14 protein-coding genes are annotated in these 14,539 nt (G+C 36.9%); all 14 read right to left on the bottom strand.

Annotated features, from left to right (window positions below):
• Positions 1–122 precede the first annotated feature (122 nt).
• Complete coding sequence (locus ACI1P1_RS10290) at positions 123–1,274, bottom strand: LolA family protein (RefSeq protein WP_416216295.1); 1,152 nt, start codon at positions 1,272–1,274, stop codon at positions 123–125.
• 281 nt (positions 1,275–1,555) lie between these two features.
• A complete protein-coding gene (locus tag ACI1P1_RS10295) occupies positions 1,556–1,930 on the bottom strand; it encodes an O-methyltransferase (protein WP_416216296.1) in 375 nt (124 codons plus the stop codon).
• A 154-nt stretch (positions 1,931–2,084) separates the two neighbouring features.
• Positions 2,085–2,420, bottom strand: coding sequence for a hypothetical protein (locus ACI1P1_RS10300; RefSeq protein WP_416216297.1), 336 nt, complete (start codon positions 2,418–2,420; stop codon positions 2,085–2,087).
• A 368-nt stretch (positions 2,421–2,788) separates the two neighbouring features.
• Positions 2,789–2,917: a hypothetical protein gene (locus ACI1P1_RS10305; protein ID WP_416216298.1), complete on the bottom strand. Its 129-nt coding sequence runs from the start codon at positions 2,915–2,917 to the stop codon at positions 2,789–2,791.
• A 149-nt stretch (positions 2,918–3,066) separates the two neighbouring features.
• Positions 3,067–4,473, bottom strand: a complete 1,407-nt coding sequence (locus ACI1P1_RS10310) for an undecaprenyl-phosphate glucose phosphotransferase (RefSeq protein ID WP_416216299.1) — start codon at positions 4,471–4,473, stop codon at positions 3,067–3,069.
• A gap of 9 nt (positions 4,474–4,482) precedes the next feature.
• Complete coding sequence (locus ACI1P1_RS10315; protein ID WP_416216556.1) at positions 4,483–5,349, bottom strand: glycosyltransferase family 2 protein; 867 nt, start codon at positions 5,347–5,349, stop codon at positions 4,483–4,485.
• Between the two features lie 147 nt (positions 5,350–5,496).
• A complete protein-coding gene (locus tag ACI1P1_RS10320; protein WP_416216300.1) occupies positions 5,497–6,423 on the bottom strand; it encodes a glycosyltransferase family 2 protein in 927 nt (308 codons plus the stop codon).
• 100 nt (positions 6,424–6,523) lie between these two features.
• Positions 6,524–7,351: a glycosyltransferase family 2 protein gene (locus ACI1P1_RS10325; protein WP_416216301.1), complete on the bottom strand. Its 828-nt coding sequence runs from the start codon at positions 7,349–7,351 to the stop codon at positions 6,524–6,526.
• A 10-nt stretch (positions 7,352–7,361) separates the two neighbouring features.
• Positions 7,362–8,177: a sugar phosphate isomerase/epimerase family protein gene (locus ACI1P1_RS10330; protein ID WP_416216302.1), complete on the bottom strand. Its 816-nt coding sequence runs from the start codon at positions 8,175–8,177 to the stop codon at positions 7,362–7,364.
• Entirely contained in the window at positions 8,177–8,947 is a 771-nt protein-coding gene (locus ACI1P1_RS10335) for an NAD-dependent epimerase/dehydratase family protein (RefSeq protein WP_416216303.1), read from the bottom strand. The genes ACI1P1_RS10330 and ACI1P1_RS10335 overlap by 1 nt, the downstream gene beginning before the upstream one ends.
• 13 nt (positions 8,948–8,960) lie before the next feature.
• Positions 8,961–9,938 carry a glycosyltransferase gene (locus ACI1P1_RS10340; RefSeq protein ID WP_416216304.1) on the bottom strand — a complete coding sequence of 326 codons (978 nt, stop codon included), beginning with the start codon at positions 9,936–9,938 and terminating at the stop codon, positions 8,961–8,963.
• A complete protein-coding gene (locus ACI1P1_RS10345; RefSeq protein WP_416216305.1) occupies positions 9,935–11,053 on the bottom strand; it encodes an FAD-dependent oxidoreductase in 1,119 nt (372 codons plus the stop codon). The genes ACI1P1_RS10340 and ACI1P1_RS10345 overlap by 4 nt, the downstream gene beginning before the upstream one ends.
• Before the next feature lie 63 nt (positions 11,054–11,116).
• Entirely contained in the window at positions 11,117–11,467 is a 351-nt protein-coding gene (locus ACI1P1_RS10350; protein ID WP_416216306.1) for a DMT family transporter, read from the bottom strand.
• A gap of 26 nt (positions 11,468–11,493) precedes the next feature.
• On the bottom strand, positions 11,494–14,535 hold the full coding sequence (locus tag ACI1P1_RS10355; protein WP_416216307.1) for a hypothetical protein: 3,042 nt from the start codon (positions 14,533–14,535) through the stop codon (positions 11,494–11,496).
• Positions 14,536–14,539: the final 4 nt, after the last annotated feature.

A 14,539-nucleotide genomic window follows, 5' to 3' on the forward strand; every position in this document is an offset into this window, starting at 1 on the left:
GAAAGAGCTTTCCTCTCCCGCAGTGACCCCTGGCTTGAACTTCTTCAATTATGGCAATCCCCAAAACCCATACGCTTTATGTTACTTGCTCCCCGTAAAGCTGTCAATGAACTTTCCGCCGATTATTTGCCGGACGAGCCTTGAACGGAGATGGCAATTTGGACCATTTCCTTGACGGGAAGATCTCCGGAGGACAGTCTGAACTCCGTGCCTTGGGCCATCCAGAGCAGGGTTTTCTTCTCCCCGCCGGTCAGCACCCCGAAGCTGTACCCCAGATCCACCAGCTCTCCATCCTGGTAGGAAACCGATTTGTCGGAGGGTCTGGACTCCAGTAGCGTATAGTTGTAGGTGCCGGTATATTTCAAAAGAATGGCTGCATTTTCACCCAATGTGGTTTCACTTGCCTTGGGTTTGCCCACCCCGGCCGGGATATAGGACGGCTCGACGAGCGAAACGCCCTGGGACTGGGGAACTGCCGGCGTTCCGGCTGCGTTGGCGGCAGGCTGCTGGGCCCCTGCGCTGCCTTGTACCGGTGTTGTGCCCTGTTTTGTTGTACCCTGTGCAGAAGTGCCGGTTTGTGCCGCTGCGGTTTCCTTCTGCGTCTCCAGCCCCATGGTGGGAAGGGTAATCCGGGCGCTGGTCATGTTGCGCTGCATATCGAAATAATCCTTCTCGAAGGTCTCATTAAACTTGAAGTCGTTGAAATTCATCACCACAACCGGCTTGTTCTGGGCATCATAAATTTCCACTGTCTGGGGAGCGAAGCTCTTCTTGTTGATCCAGATCTTTTGGCGCGAAAGCGAGGAATTCGAGTAGTTGGCCAGCACATCGAACACATACGAATCGCCGTCCGTTGTAAACTGCCGCTCCTTGTCCTGATCGATACTGTTCACCAGCGACTCATACAGGTACACCTGGCCCTGATTCTTCGGCCAATCGCTTTGGAACCGGAAGCTTTTGTTCAGATGAGGCGTCAGAACAAACACACCGTCGTCATTTTTCAGCACAATCTGGGAAATATCCTTCTTGTCATTGGAGAGCGAAATCCGGTAATACGACGGCTTCTGGAACGACACCTCCACCTGATATTCCTGAGGCTCCGTGCCTGTATGGAGGGTCATAGTCCCCGTGCTGGTGTAGCTTTCCAGCTTCTCCACTTGCTTGTCCAAATCCTTCACCACTGCTCCCGCGTCCTTCTTACCTCCGAAACAACCTGCCAGCGCCAGTACCACAACAAGCAGCACCACGCTCAAACCCCATATCCGACGACGCATCCTTCATCATCCCCTCTGCACCTGATTCAAACATTGGTACATGTCTATGAGGAGACTTGACCCATTATGCAGACTAGCATGACAAGCCTGGGAAAAAGTTTGTCCCTAATCGCACCCCGGCAATAAAAGCAAGAAAAAAGAGACTGCCGCGGCAGTCCCCCAGAAATGATACAGAAAATGATCATAGAAATGAAAGATGAGTATAATGAATGAGTTCAAAAAATGGTTTTACCTTAAGACCCTCTTTGTTTAGCCTTATTCGCCCTTATTTCCCCCCTATCTTATTGAGGAGGAAACTTGTTGAACAGATTCGCCATATTGTAGTTCGATTCCAATTGAATGCTTACGTTCAGCACATTCCGCCGCATTGCAAATTCGAAATACATTTCCCCGTATGTCCAATTCCTTTTATGACTCAACGAACCAACCGCCAATTGACGGAATGCCTTAATATGGCTGTCCGACATATGGATCTCGGGAGCAGGCAGCTCATCCCCGCTGATCTCGATGGGCTCATGCTTTACACCATACTTGCCCACCACATCATTGCGGATCTGCACAAAAACCGTCCCTGATGCCAAATAACGCAGTTCATCCTGCATTGTCCGGATCACCAAATCCATCTGCCTTGCGAGAGAAATCTGTTCCGACTGCATTACTAACCTCCTCAGATACTGTTGAAATATGTCATTCTTCTGTATGATTATGTAAGTATTGAGTCCTATTATAGTTATATTTTGTAGATTTATCAACTATTTTGTATTTTGTTCAAATAATTAACACATGTGGTACTTTATTCTTATAAATCTTCTATTTTTGCTCCTTATAATCCACAGAAACCTGAATGGACCCCTTCCGCATCACAAAACGGTAGGACATCATGCCTGTGTTCCAATGGGTCCTCCGCTTCACCACATCTGTCGCCATTTCCCGGAGCAGCTCCACCTGCCGCGGACGGACCGCCACAACCTGGGAATCCCCCTCAGCCCCCGGCTCCACCCGGTTCTCCAACCGATGACGGACGCCATAGGTCTTCACAATCCCATCCTCAATGTGCAGAAACACCGTGCCTTCCTTCAGGCCGCACAGCTCCTCCGTCAAATCCTCCAACACCATATCCACCTGCACCGGCAACGGTATGGACATCAACATTGCTCCATCATCTCCCTTTCGCATTTGCGTCTCTGCGCTAATAGGCATTTCTTCTCTTGCCCTTCTGTTAGCGTAGACAGCATCAGCTTCAAAAAGATAACGGAAAAGTTTTTGAATTCACACATTGTTCACAAAAATCATCAAAAACAAAGAATCTTAGCGTTATTTCGAGTTACTCCGACCAAATTTATTCTATTCGCACCCCCTCCACCTCGTCTAAAACAACGACTACCTCCTTCACTCTGCCACCTCCTTTCCTCAACACTGCCACCCCCTTCCCGTGGAATTAAAAAATGCGCGGAAAGATCCCCTTCGGGATCCATCCACGCATGCTTTGCGACGAATGTTCAATATGCAATTGCTTACCTCAGCCACCAAACAATTCCACCGATAATGCCGGCCCAAATCAACGCGCCCAGCACCACCCCATACACCATTCCTCGGCCAATACCCAACGGATCATCCTGAATCCATGAATCATCCTTTTCCATCGCCGGCCCCCCTGTAAGCATCCTATGCTTGCTCTTACCAGTGTGGGACAGTATGGTTGGAAATATACGCTAATTTTAATGCGGAATGATATGAAAAGTCAACAGGGATATCCTAAATTCCCCAATTTCCCCCATGACCACTTCCGGCATCAATAGGCATTTTTGTTCACAAACCCATTTATAATCGTCTTCAGAATAATCTTAATATCAAATAAAAGCGTCCAATTCTCAATATAGAAAATATCCTCTTTCACCCGTTCGCTGATGGACGTATCCCCACGCAAACCTTTGCTTTGAGCCAACCCCGTAATCCCAGGACGGATATGATGTTTTACCATATACTTCGGTATCTCTTCCTTAAATTGCTCCACAAAATAAGGACGCTCCGGACGAGGTCCTACCACACTCATATGTCCCAGAAGCACATTAAAAAACTGAGGCAGCTCATCCAGGCTGGTCCGGCGTAGGAATTCGCCAACCTTCGTCCGCCGCGGATCATTCTCCACCGTCCACTGCGTATTGGACATCGTCTCCGGCATAACCTTCATCGTACGGAATTTGTACATAAAGAAATTCCGTCGGTTAAACCCAACCCGCTCCTGCTTAAAAATCACAGGGCCCGGCGAGCCCAGCTTCACCAACGCGGCAACCAGCAGCATCACCGGCAGCGTAATCAGAATCGCCAACAGCGAAAAGCTAATATCGAATCCCCGCTTCAGAATTCGATTACCCAGATCATCCAAAGGAATACTCCGCACATTAATTAACGGCATCCCCGCAAAATTATCAAAATACGGCCGCGCCGGCAAATAATCAAAGAAGTCCGGAATAATAAGCGTGCGGACCCCCATCTTCTCACAGGTTGCAATAATTTGCCCGTACTTCAGATGCGCGGTTAACGGCAGAGCGATTACAACCTCGTCTACAAGCTCCGAACCAAGGACATGTTCCAAGTCCTCCAGCTTCCCGATAATGGGCTTGTAGGACCCGCCGTCAGCCTCAGAATCCGTGCTGTAATCATCTAGGAACCCAATCACTTCATAACCCAGCTCTTTGTATTGCTCCAGGTTATTGGAGAATCGTTTACCCAGACTGCCTGCTCCGAGGATAAGGACAAATTGTTTATTATACCCCTTCTTCCGAAGCTCACGGGTGGCTATTTTGACGGAGTAGCGGAATACACATTGACTCATAACACTGAACGACACGAATATCGCAAGAAACTCTCTGGATATATGAATCTCTTTATAAATAAATAAAAAGCTCAGAAGAATTAATAGGCTAAAAAAATGAATCTGCAAAATCTTAACCACTTCAAATGAAAAACGCTTCTTTCGTTTAGGCACATAAAAATTTAAAAAGAACCCCAACACCAACGCGAGCGCTCCATAAATCATAGCCCATATAAAGTACGTTTGAAGTGGCAAAAATCCACCAGAGCTAAACCAGCCTGATTCAAACTTTATCCACCAGGCTGCGGAGAAGGAAAACAAAAACAACACATAATCGCATATCGCAATCAGTTGAGAAAGAATATGCTGATTTCTGCGAATCATCGGTTACCTTCACCCCAAACGTTTCATGCCATTTTTGATTAACGCCATGAGTAGTTTAATCCCAATTCCAAGGTAAACCAAACCATTCACCAAAGGCAAGTACTTTTTTTTGTAATGCTTCCGATGAAACAGCCACATCGCCCGATGAAACTCATACACAATCTTAAAAGGCTTACGACGGCTCGATGCCCCTTTATAGTGAGTAATGGAGGTCTTCGGGTAATAATAGATCTCCCAGCCGGCTTGCTTTATGCGGTAGCACCAGTCGATGTCCTCACCGTACATAAAAAACTCCTCGTCCAGTCCCCCCACTTGATCGATTACTTCCCTGCGTACCATCATGAAAGCACCGACCAAACAATCAACGGGATACGATTCATCCGGATCCAGATATCCCAATTGATATTGATTGAAGCGTGGAACATTAGGGAAGAGCTTGGAAAAGCCAAAAGCATAATAAAAGGAAGCCGAAGGCGTAGGGAAGCCTCTTCGGCATGCTTTATCCAGTTCTCCGTTGGGAAGAACAACCTTGCAGCCGCTTGCTCCTACAGTAGGATGGGCATCCATAATAGAAACCATAAATTCAATCGTATCCTGACAGATAACTGTATCCGAATTTAACAGGAGGATGTAACGTCCACTAGCTATAGAAATACCTTGGTTATTTGCTTTAGCAAAGCCAACATTATTCTGATTTTCAATGGTAAGTATTTGAGGATAATTATTAGTTGCAATCTCAATAATTCCGTCAGAAGAGTTATTATCTATAAGTATAACTTCATATTTTCGCTCAGTAACAGATTGAAATACCGACTTAATTGCATCCATGGTTAATCTGAGAGTCCTATAATTAACGATAATTATACTAATATCTATAAGTAAATTTAGTTTTTGAGGTTTCATTTTTTGTCCCGAGGCTCCATTATCTATTTGTTTTATATCTTTACAAGGTAAACTCTGTAGCAGCAGGACGATACATTAATTTATAACATCTGTCTATGAATAAAAATTAAAAGTAAAATCTTATTTTCTTTTTTGAAATAATATTTTAGCTAGAAGTCCAAGGTTACGAAGAAAACCAATTTTATAAAATGAATGAGTAAAAATGATTTTAACAGCGTGTATTCTGTTTACGTATGATAAACGAATAAAGTCATTCAGCATTTTTCGTTGGCTTTCACTTAGTTTATCGGAATATTTTAAATAAAAAGCCTCAGCCTGCCTTGTATATTTTGACATAACGAAAGGCTCGATTAATTTCTTCATTGAAAAAAAGTATTCCTGAGCACCTATAGTATTTGAACTGTGTTGCCTATAATAAACTAGCGGCTCATTGATTGATTCAATTATCCCAAAAGCACTGGCGGTTAATGCAATCCACCAGTCATGCATGACTGCTTCTTCAGGTATAGGATATACCATTTCTGCCAACTTTCTATTTATTCCAATTGTACAGCCCGTGACAACATTTTGAATGAGTATTTGGTTTAAATTAATTGAATCTGAGTGTAAGTATTGGTACTGCCAAAATGATTCAGATATAATATCTAAATTCTCATTGACTACATACAGATCGCTGTGGACAAGTTTAGGCTTTTGAAGATCATTAGCTTTCAAGGAAGTTACTAGTTTATCAATCTTAACATCTAGCCACTTATCGTCTTGATCGGCAAACATAAAATAAAAATGATCACCCTCTAAAGATTTCTTTAACAAAAAATTAAATCCTGGTAAGATTCCAATATTTTTACCAAAATAAACTTGAATATTATGTTTATATTTAGCTCGGTATTGTTTCAGTATTCTTATTGTATTGTCTGTAGAACCATCATCTCTAATATATAAGAACAACGATTCAAGATGATTGGTAACAAGTATAGAATCCAACAACTCTTGAATAAACTTTTCACCGTTATATGTGGTAAGAAGAATTGCGATTTTTCTTTTCATTTGGTCACCATTATCACTACATTAATTTTTTAATTAATATAATAAATAATCCGGATTAATTAAATCCGGATAAAAACTAGTTAAATGTTAAACATATTAATTAACTGGACAAACCGTTATTGCCAGAGTCCTTATGATTTATTGGATCATATACCCCAAGCATTGTTCTCCAAAGAATTTTTATTAATAATAAGTTACCTTTCCATGGGCTTATTTTTGTAGGAATTTTACCTTCGGGGTAAATTCTTGATACTGGAATTTCCTTAACCTTATAACCAAGCCGCGGTGCTTTTACAGTAATATAGGCTAAAAGTTCATATGAATCAAAGATTGACCGAAATGGCTGTAAACGGTGATCCAATAGAAATCGAGATGAATGCCCTCTAAATCCATTTGTTGTATCTGTATAATGATGGCGAGAGAGTAGAGATAAGAATGGTGCATGCATAATTTTTATTGCAAGTTTTCTGCTTAGTGGAGTATTTATTTCTGTACCTCCTGGAATATAACGAGAGCCCTGGACAAAATCAAACCCCTGTTCCATGCTTCTTACAAATTCAGGTATTGCTTCTACTCCATCTTTGCCATTACCATCAACTGTTATAATACCCTTGTATCCTTGCTGTAACGCAAAACCAAACCCCATCCGAAGTTGTGCGCTGAGCTTCCCCTTATCTTGTTTTGTTAGCAATGCGCGAATTCCATTTTTCATAAGAAAATCGGGATTAAGGGAACCGTCAGTGCTTCCTCCATCCAATATAATAATATCAACCCATTCAGAAAACGGACTCATTCGAAGAATTTGTTTCTTAATTTTCTCACCTTCATTTATTACAGGTACACATACACAATAATCTTTTGATTTACTTTTAAACTCATTGATGGAGTGCAGTGGTATTTCCCAGCCTCGATCTTTATAATCAATCATTACGTTCTCCTTAACTTTGGTATAGCTCAGCAACAAAGTGGATTGCTTCATTGACGGCTTCGTAATTATTCAATTTTATATTATTCTTCATTTCAATTGATATCCAATTGCTATATTGATATTCCTTCAAAATAATAGAAATTTCTCTGTGAATGGACGTATTTGAGCCAATTAAATCGAGAAAAGGTTCGCTGATGTGGAAATGCTGAATGTAAGGCATACACTGTTCCAAAATATTAGCTGGACTTTCATTATTTATAATCATCGTCCCAGTATCCAAATGAAGCCCAAAGCCGGGATGATTTACAGCCTTAACTAACTGCAATGCTTCTATAGACGTTGTAACAAAATCACAACCATATTGTAAAGGGTTAGGTTCTATGCAGAAAACAACTTCCTTTTTATGAGCCAACTCCCCTATTTTCTCGAATAAAGAAACAGCTTCACTAAAAACTTCTTTTTGATCCCTGCCTTTAATTAAACGATTTTTGGGAGAACCAAAAACTAACTTTTGAACGCCGAGAACTTGGGCAATAGTAAAGATATCCCCAAAATAACCAATAGCTTCTTGCTGCTTTTCTTTAGAGTCAAATAATATAATATCCGGTCTACCAAACAGTAAAGATTGCATAGCATTCAACTGGATTCCATTACTGTTCCAAAAATCTCTATATTTTTGGAGCTGATCTTTTGTAATGGCTGATACTGGATTATTTATTTTTGTGGGTGCTACCTCAACCCCCAAAAATCCATACTCTTTTAATATCGGCAGGATTTTAGTATCCTCTTCTTTTTCCCAAGCAATGTTCGAAATTGATAATTTCATCAGTTCTTCACTCGCTCTGCTTCTATAAAGTCAATAATTTGATGAAGTACTTCTTCTTTAGTATACATATATTCCTTACTTTTATTGAATAATGATGCATATTTACTTTTCATATCGTAATATGCAGGGTTATTGTGAGGAATATTATTAAAAGGAACACCAAAACATTTCTGCGAAATTTCAGAGGCCGTAACAGGCTCACATGAAAAATTGATTAACTTAATATCTTGACTTAAAGAAAGTTCTATATCTCTCCATAAATTTTTTAAATCATAAAATTGAAACTGACTGTCTTTATGTTGCAAATCTAAACAATTATTATGAATCATATCATATATAAAATTCTTTTTTAATCCTTTTCCAAAAAGCCCCGGAAGTCTCACAATAGATACATCGCTAAAATTGCTCTTTGTAAATTGTTCAAGATAAAAACGGTGTTTACCATAAGGTGTATTTTCTTCCGGTATAATTTTCGAATCTTCATTTACCTTAACCGGCACTGGATAAACATCTACTGTAGATATCAAAACTAATTTTTTACAATAGACTTTTCTAAGATTATTCATTAGTCGGTTTAAATTCTGCCAATCTTCATCAGGATCCTGATTAGCTTTCCATTTTACAGCAGGAGCTCCCGCACAAATTAAAAGATCGAACTCTTTTCCACTAATCTGTTCAATATTTTTTGAATTAAATGTAGAGTCAAAGTATGTTTGATCCATCAGCGATGAACCAACGTAACCAGTATAACCAATAAGAGCTTTACTCAATGCATCTTCCTCCTCAGATACTATTCGTAACTGCAACCTCAGCTTCAGCATTATTTTTCGCACCTGGTTTTTCTTTATACAGTTCTACTGACTTGGTGCTGTAAAAAGGTCGATTTTGAGATTCAATGAGTATTCTAGAGATGTATTCGCCAAGCATGCCTATAATAAAGAATAACCCCGCAAAACCGGTTGAAATTAAAATCATAATTGTTGTCCAGCCCTCTACTACATTTCTATTAAAAACATAATTATAAACTGAATAACCTAACATAAAAATCGAGAAAAAGAAAAACAAAAATGAAAGATAATGCGATATTCTTAATCCAAAGTTAGAAAATGAAACCAACACATCCAAGGCCAGTGCTACATTTTCTCGATTTAGTTTCTTTTGAGGATAATTTCCTGTTGATAGAAATTCTACTTTTGCTTTTGCGTAGCCAGTATATGCGTATAGAGCCTTGCGGTACCTAACTTTTTCTTTTAAACAAAGCATAGCATTGAGCGCTCTTCTGGTGACCAATCGAATTCTTTCGGTACCCAAATCCAAATCCAAATATGAAATACGATTAATAACCTTGTAAAAAAGTTTTGAAAATGATGAAGATAGTTCCGTGGAAGCTGAAACAATGTCAAACCCAGTAACAGCCTTTTTGTATAATTGCGGTATTAGATCAATATTATAATCGATAATAGCGGAATCAAATTCATAAACAAAATCACCCATAGACTTGTTTAATCCGGCCATCATCGCATTTTCTACACCATGCTTCCGGGATAAGTTTATAACAATAATATTGCCGCGAAGGCTTGGAATTGTATTTCTAATAATTTGAAGTGTTTTATCTTCACTAAAGTCATTCACAATAACTATTTCATAATTTATAAAGGTCTTATTTAAAACAGTATCTATGCTTTCTAGTGTTTTTGAAATCTCCTTCTCATTATTTCGTGCATAAATTATTGCAGATACGAAAACATGTTCCTTCATCATAAAAGAGCGTCCTCCAGATCATAAATGGTATTAAATTTTCCTGAAAGAACTGAAATAAACGAGGGTAATTCTTCAAACTTTCTAATAACAGTTGGTCTGGAATCATCAAGCTCTGCTGCATTCATAATGGCCTTAACAGACCAGAGGGAGTCTATATAACTAATTTCTATATCCGGCACTAAATATTTTTTGGATAGCTGGTGCATTCTTGTCCATGCGGATTCCGGTTTTGCGGGACAAAGATTACAGTTTTGAAGTTGCGTTGGAGTACACATCTTGTTTTTACTTTGACAGCTGTAAGTCGGTAACGAATTATATGAAGTTTCATGCGGCGTATGACCAACCGAAGTAAGTGAATGTGTTCCTGAAAATCCAAAGGGCATAACCGAGAAAAAGGGTCCATCCATAACTGTAATTCCAACATTCTTAAGCTTTGAATTAACTCGTGTTAGAATTATTTCACATATTTCATATTTAATATTAAATAGATCATATTTAAAAAAATTCAAAATTTGATTTATACTGGCATAAGTTGCATTCAGCACACGAGGAGAAGAAATCTCTATTTGATTTTGAAAATTAACACAAAAACAATCATTGTCTTTTTGAAAATTCATTAATCTCATACCATAAAAAACATCAACATTTGTTAGTTTCTTCAGTTCCTCAACGAACCACTTTCTGATAATGTTTGCATCATAAGTAAATTCGGTTGTTTCATACGCGGCTTCAACAGTTCCTTTATTAAAGTAGTTTTTACTATTTATCTCTATAGCTGGAATATTGACATACTCACAAAAATTTTCAAACTGCTCCGAATTAGTAAGGGAATCTGTTGCTGAAATAGCATAAACCTTAAGAAACTCTTTATTTACTGCAAATGAAAATTCCTCACTAAACCGTTGGTAATAGTTTGCTGATTTTGCAGCTGTCGAGACACTTCTTGGGTAATGATAACCATTATGCACACGCGCTTGATTAATATAACTGGCACGGATTAAAGGTTCTTTATCGAATTCAATTAAAGCTACTTTTAAACCCTTTTCAGCCAAAAATTTTGTTGCATAGAGTCCATAGATACCAGCACCAAATACAAGGTAATCATACTTTTGCACGTTAGAAACTCCATTCTATTTGACTTTTCTAACTAACTTTAAATAACTATTTTAGTATACCATCTACAAGAAAATTACGATAGTTCCTCCCACTAATAGTAAAATACCAATTATTTTAAATAATGAAAGCGGCTCATTAAATAATAAAACTGACATCGCCACTACTCCCAATGTGGTGAGTGCTTGAGAAACAGGAGAGATTTTGCTTAGGTCGCCGCGGGATATTGCTAAAATGTAAAATAAAAAACTTCCTCCATATAGCAAGGCTCCTATCCAAATGGAAGGCAGGGTAAATAGTTTAATCAGCTGATATAAATCAAAACCTTCAAATTTAAATCCCAAGACTCCATTTTTCAAGAAGTACTGAGCAGTAAGATTAAAAATCATGGCAATTATTAAAAGTAAAATGGTCATTTAAATCTCCTTGTCTTATTAGTACATTAGTCTTCAATAAGTATTGCTAGATTTTCTTCTTGTTTAAACATTATTGGTCGGTCTAAAAATACGTGTATATAGGTGTCACCAAAATAAACGATGTCTTTTATTTTTGCCATACTTTCGTCATACTTTAATGTTCTACCTGTTTTTAGATAATACTGATTAATTGGATTTTTTTCAAACAACAAAATATCACCATTTGAACTAACTCCTCGCGACCAATTATCATCATTTATATCAGAAAGATTCAAATTTGCACTTCCTAAATGTTGACTTTGAAAATTTGAAAACTTGTCATCATATTTCCATACTATATTAGTTATAGAAATTGGGATTGTAGTTGAAAAGGTAAGGAATTCAACTTCTCCATTCCACCACTTTAAATCAGTACTTAGTAAAATTGCATATTGGTGCTTACCTTCTTTAAGATAAAAATTAAACTGTCCTAACAAATCTGATTTTGACTTTAAATTAATAAGCATATTGTCTTTTTTGCTACTATCAATTTCAATTATTAAAAATGTTGGTGTATTCTTACTATATTGCTTCACATTTAGATCGACTTCGGTTACCTGTTGAAACTGCTCAAATTGTGGACTTTGGGGGATATTGTTCATGTCATTAGCCCACAACAAAGGAATGTATCCAAGTTGTCTATTCCATACTTCTGGTTGCTTATCAATAAAATTGAAAGAGAGTTTTTGGCCGTTTAGACTTTTTTTGAACGATTCAGTTTTTGATTTTATACTGTACAAATCAATATTGTTTAATCTAATAAAAGGTTCATAATTCTCATAGATATATTCTGAGATTTTATAGTATTTATAATCAATAGAAATACTATCAATAGTATTCATGGATTTTCCTGGAATAGGCATTATAACAATTGGCGAATTGCTATTTTGGATCTGCTCAATTGTATAATTTTGCGATTTATCTCCGCTGATTAACAATGGTGACTGATTCACATATACCGGGTTTTTCCGTTCGACTAATGCATAATAATAATTGACAGAAGCAAAATCGAAGTAAGTTTCTTCTGGGGCCAAAATTGTATTTAAGATTTGTTTAAGATGATTTGCATCAATTGGTATACTTCCCTCCAACCTGGATCCCAAAAATCTTTTGGGTTCTTCATATTGCTCCTTATAACTGAGAGAATGAATAGCACTTTCATAAAAGGATTTATGAGTTTTTAAGTTCCCAGTGAAGAGCACAAATATCATTGAAACAGCTAAAAAAATTAGCAGCACTTTTTTATTTTGAGTAAACAAAAATATAAATGCTAATAAAGCAAATGAAAAAGTAGAAAGAACAAAACTCAATGAGCCTTCTAGAAGTGAATGTCTTACAATTCCCCTGGGAAAATTAAAAAAATAAAAACCCAGAAAAAACAGAAAGCTAATTATTTGAATTTGATTGTTTTGTTTAAATTTTCTTGACTGTAAACATTTCATTGAAACCCAAATTAAACCGAATAACCCCGAAAGCGGAATAATAAAATATCCTAATATAAACTGTATAGAACTGGGATCTCCGTAACTTGAATAAGCCCAATTTTGATTCGAGTTAGATATTTCCAAAAATTCAATAATCCTATTTATAGGGGAAATACCTTTTAATAAGCACAGTAAAGTAAATATCGATAGCCCGCCTAATAATGAAATAAATCCTGAAGTAATTATATTGAAAAAGTTAAATTGCTTTTTATCATAAAAGAAGCATAGGTAACAAAAAACTAAAAGCCCAGAAGCAATGGAGGAAAACCCTAAATCAAGTCTATATAAACATAATAAAATGGAAGACATCCAAAAAAGATAATAAGGTAGCTTCTTACCTTTAAACTTGATTAAAACCATAACCATTACATAAGAAAAAATAAATAACTGATTAAATAAATTAAAAAGCAAGGGGAAAGTTAGTATTAAAAAAAAGGACTTTTCATGACCTATAAATTTATTAAGAAAAGAATATAATAAAAGAATATGGAAAATAATGACCAAAGGGTCGTACAAACTAAATGCCCATGGTTCATAACCATTTAAAGCCGAATAAATATATCCAAAAATTTGATTATACAACATATGTGCATCATAATTCTCGATGAATGGCAAAGATCCATAACGAAATAAATGATCAATCGCTAACCCATGATTGGCGATTTCAAACATTTCTTCCCCACTTTTTATTGTTCTAAAGGGCTGAGCTAATAAAAGGCCAAAACTAATTAAATTTAAGGGGATATAATATGAATGAAATTTTTTCACTATTCCTTCTTCATCAATTTCTTGCTTATTTTTTTGTTTTTTGTATCTAAAAAATGATGCCGCCATGGCTAATATCATGATTATTGAGTAATTTATAACTGGAATATCTAGAACAATGTCTGCTCTAATATTGATAATATTATATACTTCCAACATTATACTTTGAAATATGCTGGTAAAAAGCAGTGGTATTGATGCTGTAATTAGTACTTTTTGATCGGATATAAACCTGAGCCCTATTATTAATGCTAAGCAAACAAAAAAATAAATTAAAATAAAACTTATTGATAAAATTACTGACAAGTAAGTTGCAAGAGGGAAAGAAATAAAAATAACCCAGTAATATGTTGTTCCTGCAGTTTGAAGTTGTTTCCGAATTAAGAATCTTATAATTATAACTACCGCAATAATCAGAGGAGCTGTCTCTAAAGAACTCGTGGAAGAAAAGTAACTTCCAATTATACTTGCAATACCAATAATTGCAAAATCGTTATATTGCTTATAATCCTCCAATAAATCTTTATTCATCATTTTGTTTATGATAAAAAACAACATAAAATTTAATAGAATGACGCATAAGAACAAAATATAGAAATTAGCGATCTTACTAGAGATATTTATATTTTCAAATGTTGCATTGGACATAATGTGTTTAGAAAAATTTTTAATTGTTGAATTGCTGTTATTTAAAAAAAACTTTGTGAAAAAAGAAGAGATTAATAAAGTAAAAAAAATGCACAATGAAAATGCTCTAAAATAGCCATTTTTTATATTCATTTTT

The organism is Paenibacillus mesotrionivorans (assembly GCF_046098205.1).
Classification (GTDB): domain Bacteria; phylum Bacillota; class Bacilli; order Paenibacillales; family NBRC-103111; genus Paenibacillus_AR; species Paenibacillus_AR mesotrionivorans.

Excerpts from the sequence above, each read along its gene's own strand:
- ACI1P1_RS10290 (WP_416216295.1), bottom strand. The coding sequence starts at position 1,274 with ATGCGTCGTCGGATATGGGGTTTGAGCGTGGTGCTGCTTGTTGTGGTA.
- ACI1P1_RS10295 (WP_416216296.1), bottom strand. The coding sequence starts at position 1,930 with ATGCAGTCGGAACAGATTTCTCTCGCAAGGCAGATGGATTTGGTGATC.
- ACI1P1_RS10300 (WP_416216297.1), bottom strand. The coding sequence starts at position 2,420 with ATGTCCATACCGTTGCCGGTGCAGGTGGATATGGTGTTGGAGGATTTG.
- ACI1P1_RS10305 (WP_416216298.1), bottom strand. The coding sequence starts at position 2,917 with ATGGAAAAGGATGATTCATGGATTCAGGATGATCCGTTGGGTATTGGC.
- ACI1P1_RS10310 (WP_416216299.1), bottom strand. The coding sequence starts at position 4,473 with ATGATTCGCAGAAATCAGCATATTCTTTCTCAACTGATTGCGATATGC.
- ACI1P1_RS10320 (WP_416216300.1), bottom strand. The coding sequence starts at position 6,423 with ATGAAAAGAAAAATCGCAATTCTTCTTACCACATATAACGGTGAAAAG.
- ACI1P1_RS10325 (WP_416216301.1), bottom strand. The coding sequence starts at position 7,351 with ATGATTGATTATAAAGATCGAGGCTGGGAAATACCACTGCACTCCATC.
- ACI1P1_RS10330 (WP_416216302.1), bottom strand. The coding sequence starts at position 8,177 with ATGAAATTATCAATTTCGAACATTGCTTGGGAAAAAGAAGAGGATACT.
- ACI1P1_RS10340 (WP_416216304.1), bottom strand. The coding sequence starts at position 9,938 with ATGATGAAGGAACATGTTTTCGTATCTGCAATAATTTATGCACGAAAT.
- ACI1P1_RS10350 (WP_416216306.1), bottom strand. The coding sequence starts at position 11,467 with ATGACCATTTTACTTTTAATAATTGCCATGATTTTTAATCTTACTGCT.
- ACI1P1_RS10355 (WP_416216307.1), bottom strand. The coding sequence starts at position 14,535 with ATGAATATAAAAAATGGCTATTTTAGAGCATTTTCATTGTGCATTTTT.